Consider the following 25,783-nt stretch of genomic DNA (forward strand, 5'->3'; position numbering starts at 1 on the left):
CACGTGTAATGATGAATGCTGAACTCATTAGTAAAAATCAAAGTAAGATCATTATCCCGACAGTCTATCGAGATGATTATCTGCTTACATTAAAGAGATTGACTAACCTGCCTGTCCGACAGGCAGGTCAAAAAGATCCTGCACCTTATGTTGATATGCTTTCGAGAGCACACCAGTTTAGTGAAAACCTTCATTTTGAAAATTATGATAATTTCTATGACTACTTAAATGTTCACAATGCATTTTATGAATCCGAGGAAGGTAAACATCTAAAAGTTGATTAATCTTTTTGACATTTACTTGGCGTTCTTGGCAATTAATTGCCGAATAAATGTCCGTAATGGTGGTTACTTAGCGGATAAAACATTTGCACATGAATTGTCCTAATTGTATATCAATCGCACAATACCCATTCCCCATTGGTAGAATAGACCCCGCCTTCGCATTAACGGAGAAAGAGTACCTGTCCGGCGAAGCTATAAGCGAAGACGGATGAAAAATTTCAGATATGAGAGTATTTTTTATGGTCGTTTTATAGGTAACTGTATCTGGAACTGTTTAATGAAAGCATTTCCATTTTGATTACAAATAACTTTTACAGCGGTTGTATTTAAGGTATGCATAGTAGCGTGAAAAACAGATAGAACTTTTTCCTGCAAATCTTGATCCCTTTCCAAGTCCACAATCTTTAATCCTATAGCTTTAGCTTGATTGATACTTATATGTTTACCGTGTGTTTTAAAATTACCATGGTTAGATAAAAATTCAGAAATTTCTTCAGCCTTCTTTCCATCTTCACCTTTGAACATATAATTTCCAAGCCAAGTTTTTACTAAGTCTCTGCCAAAGTCAATTTGATTCTGGCATTGAACAAGTAAAGCTGGTCCATATTGGCTCAACATTGGCAGCCAAGAACTTAAATTCTTAGGATTATCAGCGCAATCTTTTTGTGCTTTCTTAAATTGTTCCATAATTGCCTGTGCCGGCACTGCCTGCACACCAACTGGTGTGTTTAAAATAAATTGAGGGTCTATTGGTCCTATAAAAGAATGCTTTCCCATTATCATTTCATCTGCAGCTAATGCAAGCATAGTTCCTGCAGACATTGCGGCTTGAGGAATTATAACCCGAATATCAATAAATTTTTGTCTTATATAAGTAACAATAGCATCTGTTGCCTCTGCCGAACCGCCGCCTGTATGTAATATTAAATCTAACTTATCACCTTTTAAACCGTGGATAGCTTCCATAAATGCCTGCAAATCTTCATCAGTAATTGATATAATATTTGCCGGAACATCGCCGGTTGTCCAACGAGCTGCATATATGATGGTGTTTCTATGAGTTTTCTCTGTTAATTCTTTTAAGTATTTATTTCGAACAGTGTCAAAAGCGGCGGGATTATTATTCTTTATTTCTTTTTGGATTTCAGCTAATATTTTTCCCCAAGTAGGCATTTATTCTATACAAGTTTGATTAGATGCTTTTGGAAGTGGTTGTTCATTTAATAATGAGAGATAATTTAAATAGCTCTCCTGTTCAACCCTCATAGAGTTAAATGTTTCTATATCCTTATCTATAGTTGGGTAAATTTCTTTAGCTCTTTTCTCAAGTTCTTCAAATACTTCAAAGATTTCTTTTTGATTATTCTCATTTTTCATTTCACTCTCCATCTGAACTTGTTGATTTTTAGTGTAGCTTATTATCGATTTAAAATTACAAATTCGTTTAACTAATTACAAATATATATTAGAAAAAGATTATGCTACTAAGCAAATAACTACCCGAAATTGAAATAAACTATTTACCAAACATCTAAACACCGATGTATTTTAATTAATTCCACCTTCACAATTCCGGCCGCCTCTTATGAAACTCCGTCGCCTCTTGAAATTTCTTTGCAACTGCTAATAGTTCTCCTTCTCCAAATAATTTTCCTACAAAACTTATGCTTGTCGGACTCCCCTTTTCGTTAAATCCATTTGGAACTACTACAGATGGATGACCAGTAAGATTTGTCAACAATAAACTGCTCCCTCCGAAAGTCGGCACAACATAAACGTCAATCTCATTAAATATTTTTTGCATTTCGTTTATTAAGAGTGTACGGATTCTATTTGCTTGGATATACTCAACGGCTGGGATAAAACGATGTGCACGCAAAACATTTGGCCATGAGTTTTTGATCTGACGCACTAATTCATCTTCCCGACCGCTTCTTATTAATTCATCAAATGCTGCTGATGCCTCAGTACTTAAAATAAAACTGAGATCATTCACGGGTAAATTTGGCAATTCAATTGGTTTAAGCTCTGCTCCAAGTGATGTTAGAACTTTGAGAACATCGTCGTCAGATTCTTTTTGAGGTCGTTCTTTATCAAATTCACTTTTGATATATCCTATTTTTATTTTTTTCAAATTTACTTTCGGTGAATAGTTGAAAGGCGCATCGTAAAGTGTTGGGTCAACTCCATCCTTTCCATAAATAGCATTGAAAACGATTACACAATCTTCAGCACTTCTGCAGATTGGACCGATTTTATCCATCGACCAGCTTAATGCCATTGCTCCAACTCTGCTTACTCTTCCATAAGTTGGACGTAATCCAGTTACGCCGCATCGTGTTGAGGGAGAAATTATCGAGCCCCAAGTTTCCGAGCCGATTGCAAATGGAACTAATCCAGCAGCAGTGGCAGAAGCAGAACCAGCCGATGAACCGCTTGAACCCTGTTCCAAATTCCACGGGTTGCGAGTGTAACCACCAAACCAGGTTTCTCCCCAAGCTAACTCTCCCATACTTAATTTTGCAACAAGCACTGCACCTGCTTTTTCTAATCTTTTAACAACCTCAGCATCTTCGTCAATTAATTGTTCTTTGTATGGCAGTGCACCCCAAGTTGTTTTGTACTTTTTTGTTGAGAACAAATCTTTTATCCCGTAAGGAATTCCGTGTAGGAGACCTCTATATTTTCCTGATGCAATTTCTTCATCTGCACGCTTTGCTTGCTTGATTGCTAATTCCTCAGTCAGCGTGACTACACACTCAAGCTTTCGTCCAATTCTTTTCAATCTATTAAGATACATCTCGGTAAGTTCTAAGGATGTTACGAGGCGGTTTTTCAACAAGTAAGCTAATTCAAGAATCGAATAGAATGCTGCATCCTCCAGATTTTTAGGTCTAGTTATTTTTACCGGTTCAACCTTGAATGGAATTTTTTTCGTTTCGAAAGAAAAATTTTGTGGGATTGGATTAAACAATAAAGAGGGCATAACACTGTTATTCAATTTAATCTCACGAAGCTTCTGAAAACTTTTCAAATTATCGTTCAACTCGTCGAGCATTGAATCTCTTTTTGCTTCAGTAAATTTCAAACCAAAAAGTTTTTCTGCTTGCTCAATTGTTGATAGAGTTATCTCGTTACTTTCATTTATAAAAAAACCAGTGATCAGGGTAAGAATCAAAAGCATTATGAATACAATTGGATTTACTCTTATCGATTTCATTACAATTCCTTTCAAGTTGTTAGTCAAACATAAATTATTCATCTCTTTTTATCAAAATTGATTTTGAATTGGTTGAGAAAGAAACCAAGTTAAATTTAGTTCGCAGTACATAGATAATAAATTCAATCTCTGAAAAAAAATTAGTAACTTCGTTGCGAAAATTTGATTGAAACATGATATTAAAATACGACTGCAAACATTTTCCAGGCGATAGGCCTTGTTCATTTCACAAATCTGAAGGTGTGAAATGCGATACTTGTCCACATTATGAACCTGTTGAGTTTAAAATTTTAATAATAAAGCTCGATGCAATCGGTGACGTTTTAAGAACGACTTCAATTCTTGAGGGGCTGAAAGAAAACAACCCAAATTCCGAAATTACTTGGTTAACGCGAAGCAACGCACTACCGCTATTTGTAAATAATCCTTTTGTTGACAAATTGCTTGCACTCGAATCATTCGATACAAATTATTTTTTAGCTGCTGAAAATTATAATGTTGTTTTAAATTTAGATCCTTCTCCTATTAGTTCTGCTATTTGCACTAAAGCCCAGGGTTATGAAAAACTTGGCTTCGGACTTGATGAAAAAGGAAAAGTAGTTGCACTTAATCATGAAGCAATCGAGTGGTTTGAGATGGGAGCTTTTGACGATGTTAAGAAGAAAAACACAAAAACTTATCAGTCAATTATTCAAAAGATAGCTAAAATAAATCCAAAGGAATTTGAGATTATTCTAAAACTTACTGAGGATGAATTAGATTTCGCGAAAAATTTTAGAAATAAAATTAAGATCGCCAACAATAAAAAGATAATCGGAATGAACACGGGTGCAAGCCCAAGATGGCAGTACAAGCAATGGACTTATCATGGATTCGAAAATCTAATTAAGAAAATTTTAGATGAAACAGATTTTTACGTTTTTCTTTACGGCGGACATTATGAGAAAGAAAGAAACTTGAGATTGAGCTTGATTGATTACAATCGCGTTATAAATACCGGCACTGATAATTCTCTGCGACAATTTTTTTCTCTTCTAAATCTTTGCGACTTGCTTGTTACTGGCGATACATTGGCAATGCACGCAGCAACTGCGTTAAATAAAAAAGTTGTTTTGCTTTTCGGACCGACTTCCTCTGCCGAGATTGAAACATACGGCAGGATCATCAAAGTTACTTCAGAGCTCGACTGCCTTGGCTGTTATAAAATGACATGCGATTTCAATCCAAACTGCATGAGCAGTATTTCACACTTAAGAGTTTTTAACGAAATTCAAAAATCTCTTCTTAATTCTTGATGCATTACGATCCGGTCAAAAATGTTTTTGCTTCTTTCATAAGAAAGAGTCCCATCTTAAGAAAATTATTCTATAAAATTTTAGATATAATGTTCCTTCGTTCTTGGTATGTTCGAAGAGAGATACTGCTCGCAGTGGAAGAAATTAAGACTTCTGATTTTTCAGTTTATGATGCCGGAACCGGCTTTGGACAGTATTCTTATTACATTACAAAAAAAATTCCCAACGCTAATATTTACGCAATCGACGTCAAAGATGATTACATATCAGATTGCAAAAAATTTTTTGAAAATCACAATTTTCAAAACGTCTCTTTCGGCATTGAAGACCTCACAAAGATAAACCACACCGACAAATTTGATCTTATTATCTGCATCGATGTGATGGAGCATATTGAGGAAGATGTAAAAGTATTTCAAAACTTTTATACCGCTTTAAAGCCGGACGGGATTGTTATAATAAATACTCCATCCTTGTTCGGTGGAAGCGATGTTCATGCCCACGATGAAGAGAGTTTTATCGGTGAACATTTTCGGGATGGTTATTCAAAAGAGGATTTTACACAGAAGCTTGAATCAGTCGGATTCAAAATGAGGAAGTTGGATTATACCTATGGTTTCTGGGGAGATAAGGCTTGGAGGCTTGGAATTAAAATCCCTATTATGTTAGCAAATCTTTCAAAACTTCTAATTTTACTTTTACCAATTTATTATTTAGTGACTTTTCCATTCACTCTATTGATGATGTATCTGGATTTCAAAAGCAATATTAATATTGGGACAGGCATCATCATCTCAGCAGTGAAACCATCGAAAAGTTAATGTTTTAAATCGTATGAGCAAAAAATTTCAAAAGAAACACGCTAAGCAAAAAGAAATATCGAAAAAAGAGAAGCCAGCACTCTATTTATCGAAGTCGCTGAATAAGAAGCAAAACATTTTTTTCGTGATAGGAGCGGTGCTGCTGAGTATTATAATCGGGATGTGGTATGTTATCCAATCATATAGTCAGAACAATTCGTATGGATTTACTTTGGATGATCCATGGATACATTTAACATTTGCGAAAAATTTGATTGAATATGGTGCATATTCATATTTCAAGAGTGATGTCATCACATCCGGTTCAACTTCACCGCTTTACACTTTAATCTTAGCTTTATTCTATCTTATAATTAAAAATGAATTCATATTAAGTTACTTTATTGGTATCTCATTTTTAGCACTGACTGTTTTTTTCACATACAGAATAGTCTATATCGATTTTCCATCAAAGACGATTTTGGCAATAGCTGCAACAGTGATGATCGCAATTCAGCCAAAATTAAATTTGATTTCAGTCTCCGGAATGGAAACAACGATGTTCATATTTTTCTTAGTTTCCACGATTTATTTTTACAAGAAGAATAATTCTATTCTTACTGGAATATTTTTAGGATTAAGTGTTTGGGCAAGGCCGGAAGGATTAATTCTATGGATTGCTTTAACTATCGATTATTTTTATAAATTTTTTGTCGCTTCTAGAAGCAAGAACGATGAATTTTCAACTCCGATGTTCAACAAAGAGCAGTTAGCTAAATTGTTAGCAATTGGACTTGGATTAGTCGCACTTTACTTCATTTTTAATTTTTTGCTTTCGGGCTCTTTGCTTCCAAATTCATATGCAGCAAAAATTGAGTATTACTTCGGATCAAATCGAGAAAGCTTTCTCCAACGTGATGTGCTGGAATATTTTTCCAAGGGGGAATTAGTTTTGATAGGGGTGACTTTCTGTATTAGTATCATAAATTTATCAGTAAGTATGTTTAAAAGAAGCTACAATCCGATTTTAATTTTTGTATTATTCACAATCGGATTAATCGTCATTTACTATTTAAAGCTCCCCTTCGCTCACCGTTTTGGAAGATATTTGATGCCTGTAATCCCGATGATGATATTAACGTCGCTCTATACCTTTGCAATTATTCTTGAATTTATTCAACAACGATCAAAGTCTGATCAAAGTTTTGGATTGAATCTATTGTTCGCTTTGTTTATCGGTATAACAATTATTTTCAGCTTGGATGAAAATTTCAAAAAAATGGATGAGACAAGTGAAGTTTGGAATTACCACAATGTTCGTCACGTTGCGATTGCCAACTGGCTGAAAAATAACACTCCAAAAGATGCTGTAATTGCAACTCACGATATCGGAGCGCTTGCTTTCTATTCTGAGAGAAAAATTGTTGATATGGTTGGATTAGTAAATCCTGAAGTTATTTCTCATTTAAATGAAAAGAATTTCACAGATTACATGCGAAAGTATTTTTCGGAAAATAACGTTTCATATTTTGCATCAATAAGAAATTGGTTCGAAGCAGTAAATCAAAAACCAGTTTACGTCCCGATCGACGAATTTGAATACTTCGAAGTTTTTAAATTCGAACCGGAAAAATTACATTTTCATCCTAAAGAGGTTTCATATTTAAATGAGCAGGCAGTTTATCACTTGCAAAACAACCAACCTAAAAACGCTGTTCAAGTACTAAGCAAATCTGTATTACTTGATCCTAAATCATCTCGGACTCATTTTTTATTGGGAAGTTCATACGAAATGCTTCGTGATAATAACAGTGCTGAACGAGAATTTCGAAGAACGCTTGAGCTTTTTCCCGAATCCGCGGATGGACTTTATGGGTTAGGAAAAGTCTCATTTAACAGGGGTGATTTTGACAATGCGAAAAAGTATGCAACAAACTGTCTTGAGCTTAATCCCAATTATGCACCAGCAATGCAATTGATGGTAATTATTCTTGAAGATATCGAGAAGAATCCGACTGCAGCTTTTCCTTTACGGCAAAAATTAACCGAACTGCTGGAAAATCGCTAACCTCAACGCCGATTTTTTCTCTGTGTTTTTTGTGTTCTCTGTGGTGATGAAATTATTTTGACTAAAAATATTCTCTTGATTTGAACTTAACACCAAGTTCTTTTTCAACAAAATGTTTTGCATTCTTTTCATCGACTTCGTTCAGTCCAACAATTGTCATCACAATTTCTGGAATATTTTTTTTGGCTTCTTTGGTGAAATTGATCATTTCATAAAACATTGATTCATCGATATTCATCAATTGTGCGTATTGCTTCGGCTCGAATGAATTTAAGCTAATTGAAATTGAATCGATTAAACCGACGAGTTCCGGAATAATATTCCTCTTATTTATAACATTTCCATGTCCGTCTGTGTTTAATCTTGTTCTTCCTCCATTGTCCTTCACATATCTTGCAACTTGTTTAACGACATCCAATCGGATTGTCGGTTCACCGAATCCACAAAAAACGATTTCGGAAAATCTTTTTGGATCGCCAATTTCCTTAAAGTAAACTTCAGCCGGAGGTTCCAAATCTTTTGGCATTTTCAGATTATAGCCGTTCACGATTGCTTCCCCTTTCCTATCGCAGAAAACACAATCAGCATTACATCTATTTGTAATATTGATGTATAAAGCTTCTCCGATTTGATAAGTGAATGCAACTTCGGGTTTAGTTCCAATACCAAAAACTTTAAATGCACTGTAATTTGTTGATTGAATTACATCTTCAATTCTTAATTCATGGACTTCGGCAATTTTCTCTGCAATATATTTTAAATTCGCAGGTGAATTTCGTTTGCCTCTGAACGGCACCGGAGACATAAATGGCGAATCTGTTTCAAGCAAAAGATTCTCAAGTTCAATTCGCTTTATCAGCTTCCTTAATTCTTCATTCTTGGGGTAAGTAATGTTTCCCGTAAAAGAAATAAACGACCGAAGTTCAACTATTCTTCTTGCCATATCAAGATCGCCATCGAAACAGTGGAACTGTCCGATCAACTTTCCATCAACCTCGGATTCAAAAATTTTCATCAAATCTTCACTTGAATCTCGATTGTGAATAATTATTGGCAGATCGTGATCCTTTGCCAACTTAATTTGTTCGCGGAACGCAAAATGCTGTTTATCTTTTGGAGAATAATCGTAGTAATAATCGAGTCCAATTTCTCCAACTGCAACAACTTTCGGATGCTGAAGTAATTTTTCAATTTCAATAAGCTTATTGTCATCAAAATCTGAAGTATCATGAGGATGAATACCAACAGCAGCATAAACGTTTTCGAAACGCTCAGCAATTTCGATAGACTGTTTCGCCGTTTCAAGATTGGTTGCGGGGCAAATTAAATAATTTACTCCATTTGCTATTGCATTATCGATAACTTCATCGATCTTAAAATAAAGTTCATCAAAGAATAAATGACAGTGTGTATCGACCATACTTATTAATTTATATTTTTGAGAAAAAAGTATGAGTTAATTCGCAAAGATCTCATTTGCAGCATACCATGGAATCATTTCATGCGACAAAAATGAATACGATTTATCACCACCATAAATAACATAAGATTTAAGCTTTCTTTTTCCTGATAGCTCTTGATAGTGATTGAGCCCTTTTAAATAATCATCTGTAATTGTCATACCTCCTTTGATCTCAATTATTATTTTACCGAGTCCGTCATCTATTAAACAATCAATCTCTCTTCCAAGTTTATCTCTCCAAAAATAAATATTACTGCTCAACCCTCTATTTAAACGGAATTTTAATAATTCAGTTATTATTAGATTTTCAAACAGCGAACCAAATTGATAATGCACTTTGACCTGGTTTGAGTTTGTTATTCCTAATAATGAGCAGGCTAATCCAGTATCATAAAAATAAATCTTGGGCATCTTAACCAGACGTTTGTTAAAATTTTGATGATGAGGTTGAAGACGATAGATAACAAAGCTTGATTCCAAAATAGAAATCCAGGATTTTGCGGTGTTCACCGCAATTCCGGAATCAGCAGCAAGCGATGAAATATTCAAAAGTTGTCCAATTCTTCCAGCACAAAGTTTCACGAAAAGTGTAAACGAATTCAAATCGGTTACGTTTTTTAATTGCCGGACATCTCGCTCCACATAGGTTCGAATATAATTTGGGTACCAATCGGTTGGTTCAATTTTTCTATCATAGATTGGCGGATAAAATCCTCGATAAATGTATTCCGAAAAATCTTTCTCTGAACCGACAATAGATAATTCACGAAAGCTAAATGGAAGCAGATTCAAAATAGAAACTCTCCCGGCTAATGTCTGCGAAATATTTTCATGCAGTAAAAAATTCTGTGATCCTGTTAAAATATACTGCCCCGATTTCTTAGAAGAATCAGAGAAAGCTTGAATGTATGAAAATATCTCTGGAACTCTTTGAGCTTCGTCTATTATCAATCCATGTGAATGTGAAGCTAGAAAGGAACGTGGATCTTTTTGAGCAAATAATCTAACATCAGGTTCCTCGAGATTCACATAATCCATTCCTGCGAAAGCAGATTTCACGAATGTTGTTTTACCTGATTGTCTCGGTCCAATTACAGCAAGAATAGGAAACTTATCAGCAAGTTGATGTGCTTTAGTTGTTATTTCTCTATTAATCACAACCAAATATATAAGTAACTGGACAAATTTGCAATCCGAATGCAAAATTGTCCACTAGTAACAAGTAAATATTGAAAACGAACTAAATACTTCATAATTAGCTTCAATTGTTGTTTAAAACTGAGATGAAAATTACAGAATTCCCTCTAGAGTAAGAACAAAATGTCTAATCGGTGCAACGTTGCCTATCAATTCTACATAATTGTAATTAAACAAATTATTAACGCTGAAATAAGTCCGGACAGGAATACCTAAATGAATTAAATCGAAAGTTAAATGCAGATCTGTTACGAAAACTTTTTCTCTTAAATCTCCATCTTTGATAATGTTCAGTTGAACAAACTCTTGATCAATATTTTCGATTCGATTCCAGTATCGAAAATCAATTCCAAGCTCGACAAAATCAACTTTCCAAATTGAGTTGAGGTACATTAAATGACGAGGTCTGTATTTTAAAAAGCTTTTCTCTTTCAGATCGCGTGCCCATAAATAAGTGTATCCAATATTTACATCCCAAAAATTATTAAATAAATTCACGCTGAGTTGTGTTTCAGCTCCCTGAATTCTTGCTCGCGTGATATTATCAAAGATGATTTCACCTTTGTAATCAAATCCAGGTTCAATCAAATCATAATATTCACTTTGAAAAATTGCGGCATCTAACTTAACTAAATTTGCTAGAGTAAAATTTCCACCGCACTCAAACGACCAGCTTGTTTCAGATTTCAACTTTGGATTTGGAACAACATTTATTCCAGCAACACTCGTTGTCGTAAAAAGTTCAGCTGCACTTGGTGCTCTGTAACCACGTCCAACAGAAGCCCTAAAAAATAGGTCTTCGTTGACTGAATAATTAAAACCAAGTTTGGGATTGAAGTGATATTCCGAAACAAGTGTATCAACTTTTTGAAAATCAAATCTTCCGCCAATTGTAGTTTTAAAATCCTTGAATAGTTTAAATTCGTCTTGAGCAAAGAGCGCCGCTCCATAAGCAATCGGTTCACTGAAAATATTTGATTTCACGCGCGAAATATTTGCCTCGATTCCTGCAGTAAGTGTATTATTCTCACTGAGCAAATAATTCGCTTGAATTTCACTTCGAATCATATCGCTTTTTGATTGATTGAAAGACTCTGTGTTATCTCGCCAATCGTTATGAAAGAGTGATAGCTTGCTGCTTAGTAAAAAATCATCAGCGAATGCTTTTTGATGTATCAAATGAGTATTGAATCTAAACGCATCTACAGTTTGTCCGATATCATCTACCGGAGGTATGAGTGCATTTCTCGAATCCCGCCAAAAAACATAATTACCGCTGTTGTAGGAAATCATATTTAGTAGGAACGAGAGATTTTCGGATGTTGATATATTGTATTTTGATTTTAAGAAAAGACTGTATCGCTTGGTAAAATTATTCTGCCTGTAGGAATCGTTCTCATATCTGAAAAAGGAAAGACTCAGTCCGAGATCACTAATACGTCGTGAATGCGATAATATTAAGCCATTGAACATTCTTGTCCTTTCAGACCAATTCCATTGATCGTAAAATGGTTTGTCGTAAACTCCCGCATAAGTTTTAAAATAATAGATCGGATTACCGCTAGTTTCTTTTGAAATGATATTTATCACTCCGCCCATTGCACTAGAGCCATAAAGCGCCGAACCAGATCCTTTAACAATCTCAACTCTTTCAATTTCATGAATAGGAATAATCTGAAAGATAATTTCGCCAGTGTCTCCACTGAATAATGGAATTCCGTCGAATAAAATCATCACTCTCGAACCAGCTCCCCTGCTGTAACCATTAGAACCACGAATACTAACTTGATCATAAGTTACATTAACTCCGGGGACATATCGCAGCGCATCATCAAACTCATAAATATTTTTTCGGCTAAGTTCGTGCGAGTTGATGAGATTGAGACTTACAGGAATTTCAGAAATCTTTTGTTCATATTTACCTGCAGTAACAACTATTTCACTTGTTTCAATTGGTGTTGGTTTGAGTTGTACATCAATCTTCGTTTCTTCATTAAGATTAATAGAAATATTTTCAACAAACTTGGTTTCAAATCCAATCATCGAAATTCTGACTGTTACCACACCAACCGGAACTTTTGTTATTCGAAAAGTGCCTTTTGCTGTAGTTGCGGAACCCAACAAGGTTTTTTCTACTCGAACATTCGCACCGATGAGTGGAGTGCCGTTTTCTTCTGTGACTTCTCCGGTTAGCTGTCCAAATTTTTGCGCCAAAACATTTTGAAATAATAGTAATAAAACAAAAAGGGTGAAATATATTTTACAGCTTTTGATTTTCATTTTATTTCGGCGGTTGTATAGGTGGATTCTTGAAATCTACAGTTATGTTAATGTTTGTCAAAAATATTCCTTCTTTGATTTCTATTTGTCCATACTTTGTTGAATCATATGGAGTAAAATAAATTCCTGCAACTCGCCAATCTTTTCTATCTAACGAAACATGCGGGACGGTTGATTGAGCGATGCAAATGTATTTAAATACACCCGGACTGATTGCAAAGGCCGGATTTTGATCTGATTCGTAATTATAATTTTTCAGATTCATTGGGATCGTATCGCTAACAAATCCGATATTTAGAATATTGAAGTCGGCTGGAATTTTAATTGTGTCTTTAAAGACAACAATATGTGTTCGATAAACATCTTTAGGCCAATCATTTATGAATTTGATTGTTCCAGAAAAGCCCGTTCTCGGTGGCTCAACTCTCGGTTCAATGCCATGTTCACAAGATAAAGTACTTAAACCAACAAGAATAGAAACGATTAGCAGCGAGAAATATTTAATTTTAGAATTCAATAAAAAAATCTATCGCATGTTATTCAATTACTCATGAAGAAATAATTTCCCCAAAATCGTTGATGAGAATATTTTGGATTTTCCATCATAAGTTTTATTGTGCTATAAAAAGCTTCCTCTCTCTCATTATTCTTCAACCCTCTGGCATAATTATACAAAAAGAATTTGGAAGATTCTTTCTCTTTTTTTATGAGGGGGAAAATCACACTCTTTCCTTTCAATAAATTGTACAAAGAAAAGAAATTTCTCACACCCAATAATTCATCTGAATAATTATCAGAAATATAACTGTTTTCAGATCCTATACTCATAAATTTACTGAGGGATAATTGTCCCTCAATATCAATAATTGTATCCGGATTTAATTCGATGTAACTAGAATTTGGATTATTTGAATTCAAGATCAGACTCGCAAAAACAAATACGTTCTTAACTTTATCAGGTTCTAATGAGCTTTTGTTAAATTGCTGGTAATCAAGCTCTGCAGAATTTAGGGATTTCAACTCGTCATTATGCTTAGTTAAATTTATTTCGCTGCTGAACACAACTGAGCCGCTTGAATTATTTTTTTCATCTGAAAATAGTCCAGCGCTATAGCTTACGTTGACCATTCGGCAAAAATATTTTTCATCATCCGTAGAATACAACAAATGCGGATAAAAGTTAGAAGAATAATCATTCAGAATGAAGTTAACGTTTTTGTAGCCGGAAATTTTTTTCTTGATATTTCCAAATACAGCACTGAAAAGTCTTCCGGAAATTTTTTTAAATTCTTGGATAGAATATGCCTGAAAGTTTCGAGATAAATCTGCTGAAAGAAACTCGAAATCATCTCTAGTAATATTTTGTTTACTCATTTCAATTCCAAATTTTGAGATTAAGAATATCATAAGCTCTTTTTCAGTTGGCACAATTTCAATGTATATTTTTTTTGAATCTATGGACGAAGTAGCTTCCAGAGGATTGTACGTAAGATCTAAAAGTAACGAATATTTTTTTCCATTTTTCGATTTAAGCTCATTTTTAAGTTCATTTATTTTCTCATCTGAATTATCAATTTCATCTTCCAGAAGCTCTATTTTATTATCGTCTCGTTGAGCAGTGGGAAGTGATAATTCTTTAATTAACAGTTCATGATAGTTTTCAATTCTGTGCAGTTCGTTTTTCAGTGAGATAACAATACCCGATTCTTCCTTATTGAGAAACGAGAAGTCATTAAATTTCATGAACCATCGCCTTAACTGTGATAATTTTTCGATCGATAAAGTTTTATAAGCTGCATTCAAATCTTTTTTCATGAAGAACGCTTTAATAATGTCTATTGAATTATCGTTTTCAAAATTTTTCGCTATGTGATACGACCACTCTTTAAATCTCCAAGGAGCGTATGGATTTAACTCATTATATAATTTTAACAACGCAAATATTTTTTCGGACGTTCCAATATTCTGATATAGATTCAAGAGCCGTGATATTGCAGATTTTTGCCCCTCGATATTTTTAGATTCCGTGAAGCGTTCAAGCGCGTAGTTAAAGTACATCTCTGCGGATGAATTTGAACTGCCATCATTAAATAGTTCACTCAGCTTCTGATCGCATTTTCCAACTTTCAATTGAACATACGGTGCTAAATATTTATAATAGCTTAGCTCAGCTACAGTTAATGCAGAGATATAATATTCTCTTGCTTTCGAATACTGGTTTAATTCAAATGCTGCATCACCAAGATTAATTTGCAAAATGATTTCGAGATATTCGTCCCTCTCAGCAGATCTATTTTTTTCAATTGCTGTTTTGAATGATTCAAATGCAAGTAAAAATTTCTTTTGGTGAAAATATGCTAATCCAATATTGTTGAAAATCGAAGATGATAAATAATCCGAGTTTACCTTGGCATTAAGCCCAATTGCAAATTCAAATGATTCGAGTGCTGCCAACTGATTACCTGAATGAAGATGAAGCTCACCAATTCTGTTTGCCACATAAACTTTACCTCGATAGTCATCTAAAACAGTATAAGATTCAAATGCCTTTTGATATTGTTTCAACGCTTCGCTTGTTTTATAAATTTCTTTATATAGCGATGCCAGATTTACATGCGCGATTGCCTCTGCTTCTTTATCTGCCGAAAGTAAACTCAGCGACAAAACTTTTTTATACGTAATTTCAGAAGAATCATACATTCCAAGAGTTGCTTGTACACCGGCAAGATTATTTAATGCGAGAGATTCTCCTTTTTTATTAAATTGTTTTCGGAATTCAATCTCTGCTGAAGTGTAATATTTTTTAGCCCCCTCGAAATCGCCCCGATTGAATTTAATTAATCCTATATAAATATAAATGTTTGGTATTCTTTGGGAATTCTTAAGTTCAAGATCGATTTCAAGTAATCTATGAAAATATTTTTCAGACTGTTGAAAATATCCTCTGCTGTACAAATCCGATGCTTGACTGAAAAGTTTCTCAGATTCTTGTTTCAACTCTTCTGTTGATTTGGAGCATGAAACAATCACTAGAGCAAGGAATATCAAAAAAAGGATTTTACTTAAAGTAATTCTCGAAGTTATGAATGTTCTTAAAGGCATTTACGTAATATTAATAAATGTTACTTACAAGCAGGAAGTCTGCAATCAAAATTTTTGTCGTGTGTCAGAATTTTTTTTTGGAAATTGTTTTTCAACTCGATTTTTACAAGCGCACCATTTCCGAGAGAATTAACTGAAGTGTAATAAAGATATTTTTCCTCACCATCAAAACAGAATTGCGGATAAGCTCCTTCCGTAAAACCAGCATCCTCAGCAATAATCGTTTTTACCTTTGTTTTGATATCGTATAAAATAATGTTACTGCTAATAAGATCAGATTCAACATTTGAATTCTTGGAATGAAGTATCATGTATGCAATATAGTTTTGCTTCGGTGACCAGATCGGAACTACGGCGTTCTCATTAATGCTTGTTATATAATTAACTGGAGTCCCTTCTTTCCATGAAGAGTCGACAACTGCAACACGAAAATTTGCATCCATTTTTCCAGTGTTAAACAAAATCTGCATTCCATCTGGCGACCAGACTGGATGATAAATATTTTTTCCGAATAAACGATTTGTTTCATTCTTCCAGTTGAAAAGATAACATGCTTCACGATCTTTATCGAAATAAGAAATACTCTCTTCATCGAAAGAAAAAGTCGGTGTAACCTTTTCCCAAAAATTAACTTCAAGTTTTTTTAGAACTTTTCCACTTGAGTCTACAATCGTTATTCCTTGCTTAGAGTATCCAGCAATCAAAGAGTTCGATTTTGAAACAACGGGTTTAAGTCCTTCAAAAATAATTCGTTGATCTTTAGTACTTTTATCCGACATCCAAATGTGATTGCCAAAGTTAAAAACTATCTTATCCCCGATCCAAGTTGGTAAATAAGATCTATTTAAAGATATTTCAATTATTTCATGAGTTGAATCATTAAGCATGCAAGCTCTAATATCGTTTTCCGAGTGATCAATTGCTGTAAATAATATTTGTGCTGAAAGTGATATAGGAAAGAATAGCAGTATCGAGTAGAACAAGAATCTCATTCAACTCTTCCAATCAAAACAGGAACTTCCCCATTTGCATTTAATTCTGATACTAATTTACTTTTTTCACTCTCTGAGATAATGATAATCATTCCGATTCCAAGATTAAACACCTCTCGCATTTCATCTTCGCTGATATTACCGGTTTTTTGTATAAGATGGAAGATCGCAGGTCTCTCCCAGCTATTCCAATCAATAATTAATTTTAATTCGTTTGGCAGAATCCTTTTAGTATTTCCAAGAATTCCTCCTCCAGTGATATGAGAAATTCCTTTTATATCAAATTCACCAAGTAATGGAAAGATTGTGTTTAGGTAAGATTTGTGAACTTTTAGCAGCTCATTTGCTAAAGTCGAATCAAGTTCGTGTAAATAATCAGTCAAAGAAAAATTCTCCAAAAGGATTTTTCGAGCGAGCGAATATCCGTTTGTATGAAGTCCATTTGATTTCAGTCCGATCAACACATCGCCAGGCTGAATTCTTTTACCGTCAATAATTTTTTTCTTTTCTACAACTCCCACAATTGTACCAGAAATGTCATATTCATTTTCAGCATAAAGTCCTGGCATCTCTGCAGTTTCTCCACCGATTAGTGCACATCCATTTTCTCTGCATGCGGTTGAAAATCCATTAATAATTTGCTCGGCAACTTCAAGATTCAGCTTTCCAAATGCGAGATAATCGAGAAAGAAAAGAGGTTTAGCACCTGCACATAAAATATCATCTACACAGTGATTTACTAAATCTTGTCCAATCGTATCGTGACGGTTTGCATTAATTGCAATCTTTAATTTAGTCCCAACTCCATCAACACTCGAAATAAGAACAGGTTCATTGTATTCCTCAAAGCGTGCATCGAAGAAACCGCCAAAGTGTCCGATTTCGGATAAAACATTCGAGGTAAAAGTTGACTTAGCATGAATTTTAATTTTACTAACAAGCTCTTCAGCTTTTTGAATATTTACGCCAGATTTTTCGTATGCTTTCATAGTTTTTCAGAGTAGATTCAAATTAATTAAATGAGAAATTTTTTCAAACTATTAGTGGAAAGATTTGATACAAAAAAGGCTGCCCTTTCAGTGGCAGCCGATTATTAAAAAACATAAACAAAAGGAGACTTTTTTCAGTCGTTACCAACCTTAAATCAGCACAAGTGCAACAGTTGAGTTAAGGTGTCCCTCAAATTTCATAGGATACTTCATGCTCTTTAACAATAGACTAAAAATTTATTTCAAAGTAACACTTGTAATGAAAAAAAATTTGTTAATTTTTGTCGGATTTTGTGCCCAGAAAATCAGCAAAAAATTTGTAAATACTGACTAAACTAAATTGTTTCAATCACCGATAATGTACTTAGAAAAACTCTGAGAAATATAGAAATATTGGAATCTGCTGAAAAAAATATCTACGCACCGGTAGAAACAACTCCTCTAATTAGCATCTTAAAATCTCTTCCGGATGTAATTTGGTCTTATTCACCAATTGAGAATAGGCTGATTTTTATAAGTCCTTCTTGCGAAAAGCTCTTGGGATATTCCTCAACCGAATTTTATAATAATAATTCACTTTGGAAGTCAATTCTCGTTGATGAAGATGTTAATAAACGCAAATCCGCTATGCTTCAAATCAATGAAGAAAAAGTTGTAGTGGAAACAAATTATCGAATCCGAACCAAGACCGGTGAAATGAAATGGATTAAAGATATTTTTGTGCCAGTGATAGATGAAAATGATTCCTTAATTCGAGTTGATGGAATAATCAAAGACATTACAGAAGTCATTGAGAAAGAAAATAAATTCAAGCGGATTTTTAATCTTTCATCGAATCTGATGTTTTTTATCGATTTGAGGGGTAAAGAATTTTATTTTGAAAACGTGAATCGTCAGTTTAGAAAACTATTAAGATACAGTCCAATTGAGTTGACATCAGTACCGCTTAAAAATTTTGATGACGAAATTATCAGAGCGATAATTCATAATTCAAACACGTGCATGCGCGAGGGGAAGGAAATCAGGTTTGAGTTTGAATTAAATGACAATTCAAATCCGAAAAACTTCCTTTTCACTCTTACACCTTTTTATCATTCACAAGATGATATTTCTAAATTAATTGGAACCGGTGAAGATATTACCGAACTCAAAGCCGGAGAAAACCGACTTAAAAAACTTAACGAAGATAAAAATCGACTTTTATCAATCGTTTCGCATGATCTTAAATCTCCTTTTAATACTATGCTTGGATTCATCGAATTATTATCAAACGATATTGAATTAGAGGAGACTGAAAAATCTGATTATCTACGATTCCTTTATGAATCTTCAAAACGGCAAGTGGAACTCATAAATGATTTGCTCGATTGGTCAAAAGTTGAATCAGGTTTACTCGAGTTCTCGCCGAGATATCTTTCTCTTAGAAAAATAATTGATAAAGTCTTAATGAGCTACAAAGGACAGGCATTCCAAAAGAAAATCGAATTTGAAGTAAACATTGATAAACACATCCATCTTTTTTTCGATAAGAATTATTCCAAAGTAGTCATTTCGAATTTAATCTCTAATGCTATCAAATTCTCTCACAAAAATGGTAAAATCATCATTTTAGCTGAGGATGATGATGAATTTATTAAGCTTAAAATTCAAGATTTTGGAATTGGTATTTCTGAAAGATATTTGAAAAATTTATTCGTTTCAAAAGAAAATCATTCGAGAACTGGAACTGCTGGAGAAAAAGGGACCGGACTTGGATTGAAGTTATGTTATGATATAATGACAAGCAACCATGGACAGCTTTTAGTCAATTCATCTTCGAATGAAGGAACTACAGTTAAGCTGGAATTTCTGAAACCCAAAACCAATATTTTGTATTTCGATGATCATAATTCCACAGGTGAATTAAAGAAATTCGCCAACTCGCTCTTACCTGAAAGTTATGTGTTTGTCACATCGGATATTTTCGAAGCAAGTAAATATTCAGAGGAATTTAATGTCCATCTTGCATTTATTAATCTAGATGTGATAAGAAATTTTCAAATTGTTTTTCTTTTGAAAGTATTTAATCACCTATTAAGTTCACAGACACCACTGATTGGTCTTGCAGAAAATGTTAATGACGACTTTACATCGCTCATGGAGATTCTGCCAATTCAAAAAATCATTCCATCTCATAGCAATATTTCTGATATCATCTCGCTCATAAACTAATCCTCAATTTCTTTTCTATTTTTTTTCAATCTGATTTTTTAAACAATTCTCAAAGTGATCATCTCATATTAGAGCAAAGTCTCATTTTGAAAAAGTGACATATAGTTATTATCCAAAATTTAATGTTTTTTCAATGGCACACTAGTTGAATTTTCTAAGTAAAAACTTAACATAAAATGAAAATTGATAGATATGAAATAGAAACATTATTTGAACTGGGACTTGGAGACCTGGTTAAAGAGAGAACTTTCACTCATTATTTCTTCCTACAAATCCTTCACTCCCCTCACCAAAAAATACTAAGTAACTACTCCTCCTGCACGAGTTTGTGCTCTCCTGAATGCATTGATATTAGAATACCCTCGGGGGAGATATTCTATTATCCGGGAACTGCAGCCAATCTCATTGATTGGCCTGCAGTTCATTTATTTCGCACCTCGATTAATTGACTTTGAGGGCTTTCCCAGCCCTTTATCCCGGAACTGCAGCGCCTAGCTCCCTTCGGCTGCAGTTCTCTTTTTTTCCCAAATTGAGATTCTCATTATGAAATTTTTAAAGTTTATACCGATAATAATTAAGTAATAATGGATTTATAAAATAAACAAAAAGAGTCCAATGGATTTAACATTACTACTTATAGAACTTTTTCTTTTGATAATTTTTACTTACTCAATTGCATTAGCTTTAATGTCATTGCTTTTCGGTCGAACTGATTCAGAAAAAATTGCACTCTTTGTAGAAAAATTTGCAATCATAATTCCATCTTATAAAGAAGGAGGAGTACTGTTACACAACGTCGAGTCAATAAAGAAGCAAAATTATCCCTCTGATAAGTATGAAATTTTTATTATTAACGATAGATGTGAATTATCAGTTATTGAAAAGCTTAGAAGTACCGGAGTAAAAATTATCGATGTGGAATTTAATAGAAGCTCAAAAGTTAAATCGCTTCATGCAGCAGAAAAATACATTGGGGACGAATTCGACTCAGTCATAGTTTTAGATGCAGACAATTTAATTCATCCTAACTTTTTAGATGAAATTAATTTAAGTCTTGTTAACGGAAACAAAATAGTCCAAGGAAAAAGAATTGCAAAAAATCTTGAGACAAATTTCTCTCGGCTGGATTCCCTGACAGATACGTTTTATAATTTTCTTGATAGATATAGTCCTAATAGATTAAAGCTATCTGCAACAATAAGTGGATCAGGATTTGCGGTTAAGAAAGATTTATTTTTTTCCGTGCTCAAAGAAATAAACGTTTTTGGCGGATTCGACAAAGCGATGCAAATGATTTTAATCTGCAGTGGTTATCGCATTAAATTTAGTCCCAATGCTTTAGTATACGATGAGAAAGTTTCTACCTCTGCGGAATTCATAAAACAAAGAAGACGCTGGTTGTTTGCTCATGCAAAAATGATCTTTAAACATTCAATTAGCATCATGAGATCTTTGCTAACTGATTTTAACCTTGATAAACTTAATCTTTTGTTTATTCAATTAAGACCGCCGCTAACCACTATCATTTTATTCACCCTTTCATTTATTTTATATAATTTTATTTCAGGCTTTTACATTATGGCCTTGCTGTGGTTGAGTGTATTAATTTCTTATGGTTTTTTTCTAATCCTAACAATGATTTTAGACAAGTCAAATATTAAAATTTATTTCACACTATTTACGACGCCAATTCTTTTTGCGAATCACTTTCTCTCATTATTTGGAATTTACAAAGCATCAGGTGATTCACTTCATACGTCCCACTCATCTTTGAGGAAAATTGAAGAAATTTTATCCGTGGAGAAGCGTTGAATAAGATCAAGATACTTCACACAATAAGGCAGGCGGATTTCGGCGGCGGCGAAACACACCTTCGCTATCTCATAAACAACTTAGATAAAAGGAAATTCGAATCAATTATTTTGACCTTTGCTAAAGGCAGTCTTCTTACGGAATTGATGAACAAAGGGATGAAAACATACTGTCTCGAATCGCAAATACCTTTTGATTTTAGATTAAGAAATAAGATCAATTCAATTATTGCTGAAGAACAAATTGATATTATTCATGCGCACGGAACAAAAGGCGCATCAAATGTAGTACTTTGCGCAGCCGTCAACAATCTCCCATTAATTTATACAGTTCATGGCTGGTCAACGCATAAAGGAATTGGAAAAATTAATTTAAAAATCAGGCAAAGGATTGAAGCTTTCCTATGTAAGAAAGCTGATAGGATTATCTGTGTATCCAAAGCTAATTACAACTCTGCCCCTGTTAATGACAAAACCAATTTCACTGTAATATATAATGGAATTGATACTGAAAAATTTTGCGTTAAAAATCGAAACAAAGTGCGGGAGGAACTGAGTATAGAGCGAACAACATTTGTTATTGGATTCCTCGCCCGTTTAACTCATCAAAAGGATCCATTAACACTTTTGAAAGCGTTTAAGTCGTTAGCTGATAAGAATAACGATATCCAACTCTTAATTGTTGGAGAGGGAGAACTCCGGAACGAAGTGGTTAAGTTCATAAATAAAAATCATCTAAATGAAAAAGTGATTATTCTTCCCTATCGATCAGATATTGCATATCTTCTTAATGCAATTGATTGTTACATTCTTCCCTCTCTATGGGAAGGATTGCCTTATGGCTTACTGGAAGCAATGTCTGTTGGCATTCCATCTATCGCATCTAATGTTGACGGGAACTCAGAAATAATTGACGACAATGTGAATGGATTTCTTATAAAACCTTACGACTACAAGAAAATAGTATCCCTAGTGGAAAGAATTAGAATTGATAATAATTTTTATTCTTATATTTCCACAAATGGAAGGCATACAATTGTTTCAAAATTTAATTTGAAACAAATGATAAGTAAAACTGAAGACGTTTACTTTAAAATGATGATAAACAAAAAATCAAATTAACTTGTCCGAGATAAAAAAATATTGGTTCCCTAGCGGAATTTACTCTTTCCTCCAAAATGTAGTGCTACTAATTTCCGGATTTACGAGCTTTATATTACTTGTTAGATTTTATTCAAAATCTGAATTTGGTGCATGGGCACTTTATCTTGCTGTAACAACATTTGCAGATGTAACAAGAAGCGGATTTGTGAACAATGCATTGATTAAATTTAGCACACCAGCAAATAGTGAAGATTACAAGAATATATTAACTGCATCATTATTTTTACATTCGGTTATGACACTGTTGGGAATTACTTTGATAATTTTTCTCGCACCAACTCTTGGTAAAGTTTGGGAGAGCAGGGAATTTTATTATCTTTTAATGCTCTATCCTGCTTATGCAATCTGTCAAGTTCCTCACATTTTCATGTCTGCAGTCGAACAAGCTCGATTCAATTTCCGTGGACAATATTACAGCAACCTTGTACGTAACTTTATTTTTATTGGAACTATTGCATACTTTACTATTGTTCTTAAATTTCTTCCGCTTTATATGCTTCCAGTTATTCAGGCAATCTCTGTATTGGGTGCGGGAATTGTCATTTATGTATTTGCTAAGGACTTTTTGAAATTCACGAAAAAAATAAATTGGGATTGGGTTAAAAAATTATATCACTTTGGCAAATATGCTCTGGGCGGGAATGTGCTTTCAATACTTTTTACTAATATTGATCAAATTATGCTCGGTTACTTTTTTAATACGACTTATGTTGCTGTTTACAATACTGCAATGAGAGTTGGCAATTTTTCTGATATTCCAATGACTTCAGTTGCAACTATCGTTTACCCAAAATCAACTCAAAGATTAAACCAGATTGGTGACAAATCATTAAGACATTTGTATGAGCGTTCGGTTGGAGTGATCTTGGCTTTTGTTGTCCCGGGAATAATCGTACTATCAATTTTTTCAAAGGACATCATTCACATTATAGCTTCCCAACGTTATGGAGATGCACTTCCTGTTATTTATTTCATTTTATTGTTTAGTCTGTTTAAACCATTCATCAAGTATTTTGGACTTAGCATGGATACGCTCGCGAAGCCAAGCACTCACTTTTGGTTAGTAATGTCTCTATTGGCTTTCAATTTTATACTCAATGTATTTTTAATTCCAACTTACGATTTAATTGGCGCATCCATTTCATCTTTAATTTCATTATTGATTGGTGCAGCTATTTGTTTTTGGTTCTTAAAAAAAGAATTGGGCGTTAGTATCTTAAGGATTTTAAAATACATGTTCACTTTTTATTTTGAAGGTATAAGATTGATAGTTGCATTCAATGAATTCAAAGTCTATCTCGATAGTGAAATCAAATCAGAAAATGGAAGCAACCAATGATCAATTCACTAAATGAAAAATCAAACTCATCGATAAATCCATTGGCACATTATCGAAGTGATGAATTAGTAATTATTACCGATTGGTCGGGAAAAATTGAACTTTATAACAATCTGCTTTCTCAATTATGTAATTCGGCAAACAAGGACGAAATACTGAATGTCAAAGTCAAGATAGATAAACTTTTCAGAGCTGATGGGATTGATTTTAATAAAGTTTTTAATTCTGTGAATAAACATGGCCATTGGTCAGGAAAATTAATTTTCATTTTAAATTTCAATCAAATAATTCCATTTGATGCAAAAGTTTTATTACTCTCTTCAGAGCCGGAATCGAATTTAAAATATCTTTTTAGGCTTGAATTAATTGAAGTGGATGAATTCGAACGAGATCCAGTTGCTCAAAGAGATGAGATGCTGCCCATGGATGTGGATTCTTATCTCCTTTCGGTTGAAGATAGCTTTGCAGCAGAACCATACGAAGAATTGAAGAGGATGAAAGATGATTTTCTCTCAAGCGTTTCACATGAACTGCGAACTCCACTCGCATCGATAATCGGTTTCACTGAAACAATTAAAAATGATCCTCAGATGCCGTCAAATGTGAGAGGTGAATTTGTTGATATAATTTTTAATGAAGGGAAGCGTCTTGCCTCGCTGATTAATGACTTGTTAAACATCTCCGATCTCGAAAAAAGAAATGTCAAACTTGAATTGAAAGAACATTTAATTAACAATATTGTCACGGCTTCATTTAATAATTACAAATCGATCGCTGATGAAAAATACATCGACTTCAATTTAGTTCTTCCAAATTCTGCCGTAATCTCTTGCGTAGATGCTGAAAAAATTCAACAACTAACCTCAAATCTTATCAGTAACGCTTTAAAATTTACTCCCACTCGTGGAAAAGTAGTTATAGAATTAAAATCTTCAGAATCTGATTTTATTATTACTATAACTGATACTGGTATTGGAATTCCAAAGAAAGATTTGAATAGAATATTCAATAAATTTTATCGAGTGTATAGACCGGGCTTTGAGTTTAGAGGAACTGGATTAGGTTTAACTATTTGCCAGGCTATTGCTCAACTTCATGGCGGAAATATTATCGTGGAAAGTGAGTTAAGCTCTGGAACAACATTCACTGTAAGAATTCCAATTCGACTTGGTGAGGGAAGGAGCAAAGGATGAAGAGAAAAAAAATTCTACTGGTTGAAGATGAAAAAGCAATTCAAATCTTAATTGTGTACAACCTTAAGAAATTTGGACTCGAGGTTGAGTTGAAGGAAAATGCAGAATCAGCATTAGAATATCTTAATCATCAAACAGATTATCCTGACTTAATTATTTCCGACGTACTGCTGCCCGGTATGAATGGCGTTAACTTCTGCAAGGTATTAAAAAATACTTCAGAAATATCTGAGATCCCCTTCATTCTTCTTTCATCGGTGGATTACGATTTTTATCGGGACGGTGCTGCATCAGCTGGGGCAGATTTATTCATGACCAAACCATTTAGAATAAAAGATTTTTTAAATGCAATTAATGAGCTAGGAATAAACTAAAG

At 33.9% G+C, this 25,783-nt stretch carries 19 protein-coding genes and 1 pseudogene; 10 read left to right on the forward strand and 10 right to left on the reverse strand.

The genetic code is table 11. The features are described 5' to 3' along the window. Positions 1–284, forward strand: a 284-nt coding sequence (locus FJ213_06585) for a hypothetical protein (GenBank protein ID MBM4175824.1), incomplete at its 5' end; no start/stop codon positions are given. A 237-nt stretch (positions 285–521) separates the two neighbouring features. Here FJ213_06585 and FJ213_06590 read toward each other — a convergent pair. From FJ213_06590 to FJ213_06600, 3 genes are all read right to left on the reverse strand, one after another. After that, the gene (locus FJ213_06590) at positions 522–1,457 is read right to left on the reverse strand and encodes a serine protease (protein ID MBM4175825.1); all 936 of its coding nucleotides are present in this window, start codon (positions 1,455–1,457) and stop codon (positions 522–524) included. Next, positions 1,458–1,661: a hypothetical protein gene (locus tag FJ213_06595; protein ID MBM4175826.1), complete on the reverse strand. Its 204-nt coding sequence runs from the start codon at positions 1,659–1,661 to the stop codon at positions 1,458–1,460. Positions 1,662–1,848: 187 nt separating this feature from the next. Continuing rightward, positions 1,849–3,504 (reverse strand): amidase, encoded by a 1,656-nt coding sequence (locus FJ213_06600; GenBank protein ID MBM4175827.1) that lies wholly within the window; start codon positions 3,502–3,504, stop codon positions 1,849–1,851. 173 nt (positions 3,505–3,677) lie between these two features. Between FJ213_06600 and FJ213_06605 the strand changes: the two genes are divergently transcribed. The 3 genes from FJ213_06605 to FJ213_06615 are packed head-to-tail and all read left to right on the forward strand — an operon-like array spanning position 3,678 to position 7,667. Then, entirely contained in the window at positions 3,678–4,799 is a 1,122-nt protein-coding gene (locus tag FJ213_06605; protein MBM4175828.1) for a glycosyltransferase family 9 protein, read from the forward strand. Further along, complete coding sequence (locus FJ213_06610; protein MBM4175829.1) at positions 4,799–5,620, forward strand: class I SAM-dependent methyltransferase; 822 nt, start codon at positions 4,799–4,801, stop codon at positions 5,618–5,620. Before FJ213_06605 ends, FJ213_06610 begins: the two co-directional genes overlap by 1 nt. A gap of 13 nt (positions 5,621–5,633) precedes the next feature. Then, complete coding sequence (locus FJ213_06615) at positions 5,634–7,667, forward strand: tetratricopeptide repeat protein (GenBank protein ID MBM4175830.1); 2,034 nt, start codon at positions 5,634–5,636, stop codon at positions 7,665–7,667. 61 nt (positions 7,668–7,728) lie between these two features. Here the strand turns inward: FJ213_06615 and FJ213_06620 are convergent, their stop codons facing one another. The 7 genes and pseudogenes from FJ213_06620 to FJ213_06650 all read right to left on the reverse strand — a co-directional run bounded on the left by FJ213_06620 (position 7,729) and on the right by FJ213_06650 (position 17,689). Further along, positions 7,729–9,087, reverse strand: coding sequence for a YchF/TatD family DNA exonuclease (locus tag FJ213_06620; GenBank protein ID MBM4175831.1), 1,359 nt, complete (start codon positions 9,085–9,087; stop codon positions 7,729–7,731). Positions 9,088–9,123: 36 nt separating this feature from the next. Further along, positions 9,124–10,251, reverse strand: a pseudogene (locus tag FJ213_06625) (ATP-binding protein). A 168-nt stretch (positions 10,252–10,419) separates the two neighbouring features. Further along, on the reverse strand, positions 10,420–12,606 hold the full coding sequence (locus tag FJ213_06630) for a TonB-dependent receptor (GenBank protein MBM4175832.1): 2,187 nt from the start codon (positions 12,604–12,606) through the stop codon (positions 10,420–10,422). Position 12,607: 1 nt separating this feature from the next. Beyond that, positions 12,608–13,123 (reverse strand): hypothetical protein, encoded by a 516-nt coding sequence (locus tag FJ213_06635; GenBank protein ID MBM4175833.1) that lies wholly within the window; start codon positions 13,121–13,123, stop codon positions 12,608–12,610. A gap of 23 nt (positions 13,124–13,146) precedes the next feature. Beyond that, entirely contained in the window at positions 13,147–15,708 is a 2,562-nt protein-coding gene (locus FJ213_06640; protein MBM4175834.1) for a tetratricopeptide repeat protein, read from the reverse strand. Positions 15,709–15,728: 20 nt separating this feature from the next. Beyond that, a complete protein-coding gene (locus FJ213_06645; GenBank protein ID MBM4175835.1) occupies positions 15,729–16,700 on the reverse strand; it encodes a hypothetical protein in 972 nt (323 codons plus the stop codon). Beyond that, complete coding sequence (locus FJ213_06650; GenBank protein ID MBM4175836.1) at positions 16,697–17,689, reverse strand: phosphoribosylformylglycinamidine cyclo-ligase; 993 nt, start codon at positions 17,687–17,689, stop codon at positions 16,697–16,699. Before FJ213_06650 ends, FJ213_06645 begins: the two co-directional genes overlap by 4 nt. 393 nt (positions 17,690–18,082) lie before the next feature. On the opposite strand from FJ213_06650, the gene FJ213_06655 reads away from it, so the two are divergent. The 6 genes from FJ213_06655 (at position 18,083) to FJ213_06680 (ending at position 25,781) form a co-directional block, all read left to right on the forward strand. Further along, a complete protein-coding gene (locus FJ213_06655; GenBank protein MBM4175837.1) occupies positions 18,083–19,900 on the forward strand; it encodes a PAS domain S-box protein in 1,818 nt (605 codons plus the stop codon). Positions 19,901–20,515: 615 nt separating this feature from the next. Beyond that, positions 20,516–21,712 (forward strand): glycosyltransferase family 2 protein, encoded by a 1,197-nt coding sequence (locus tag FJ213_06660; protein ID MBM4175838.1) that lies wholly within the window; start codon positions 20,516–20,518, stop codon positions 21,710–21,712. Beyond that, the gene (locus FJ213_06665) at positions 21,709–22,833 is read left to right on the forward strand and encodes a glycosyltransferase family 4 protein (protein MBM4175839.1); all 1,125 of its coding nucleotides are present in this window, start codon (positions 21,709–21,711) and stop codon (positions 22,831–22,833) included. Before FJ213_06660 ends, FJ213_06665 begins: the two co-directional genes overlap by 4 nt. Before the next feature lies 1 nt (position 22,834). Continuing rightward, positions 22,835–24,214: a hypothetical protein gene (locus FJ213_06670; protein ID MBM4175840.1), complete on the forward strand. Its 1,380-nt coding sequence runs from the start codon at positions 22,835–22,837 to the stop codon at positions 24,212–24,214. Further along, entirely contained in the window at positions 24,211–25,407 is a 1,197-nt protein-coding gene (locus FJ213_06675) for a HAMP domain-containing histidine kinase (GenBank protein ID MBM4175841.1), read from the forward strand. The genes FJ213_06670 and FJ213_06675 overlap by 4 nt, the downstream gene beginning before the upstream one ends. Then, positions 25,404–25,781 carry a response regulator gene (locus tag FJ213_06680; GenBank protein MBM4175842.1) on the forward strand — a complete coding sequence of 126 codons (378 nt, stop codon included), beginning with the start codon at positions 25,404–25,406 and terminating at the stop codon, positions 25,779–25,781. Before FJ213_06675 ends, FJ213_06680 begins: the two co-directional genes overlap by 4 nt. Positions 25,782–25,783 lie beyond the last annotated feature (2 nt).

This window comes from Ignavibacteria bacterium, from assembly GCA_016873845.1.
Taxonomy (GTDB): Bacteria; Bacteroidota; Ignavibacteria; order Ch128b; family Ch128b; genus JAHJVF01.